The organism is Aminobacter sp. P4_D5 (genome assembly GCF_056401815.1).
Window position 1 is genome coordinate 1 of the sequence record NZ_JBFUIP010001278.1, and the last position, 541, is coordinate 541.

The 541-nt window shown below is 64.3% G+C and carries 1 pseudogene; it reads left to right on the forward strand.

From position 1 onward, the window contains the following. Positions 1-261 precede the first annotated feature (261 nt). Positions 262-541: pseudogene (locus tag AC1DWF_RS37930) on the forward strand (amidohydrolase family protein); the annotation flags it as partial.

The following is a 541-nucleotide window of genomic DNA, read 5'->3' on the forward strand; positions in this document are numbered from 1 at the left end:
ACCGGATGCAGCAGCACGGTGAGCGGCCCCGCCCCCACGCTGCGGCCGTACAGGCGCAGCGGACTCGTCATCCCGGGCTCCGTCATGGCGATTCTTTCCTGTCGACAGTTAGGCGGTTCCGGGCTCCGCCTGTCAATCTGGTTCCGGTTTCATATGTCTAGGAATCGACATAATTCGCGGCCTGAGTTAGGACTTTGAGTGTCGACACAAAGTAAAAATTCGCGGAGAAATATCCTGGATCAACCCGTCTCCGAAACGCCCGTGCGCCATCCACCGGTGCGGCCCGACTGGCTCGCCCTGCACCGGGAAGCCGCGCTGGAGCCGGACCTGCCCATCATCGACGCGCATCACCATCTCTGGGGCGCGCCGCGCGATCCCTATCTGCTGGAGGATTTTCTCGCGGACGCGACGGGTGGCCACGACATCCGCGCCAGCGTCTTCATCGAATGCGACACGCATTACCGCTGTGGCGGTGACCCGCTCTACCGCCCGCTCGGCGAGACGGAATTCGTGGCCGGGGCGGCTCGTCGCGCCCAGATGC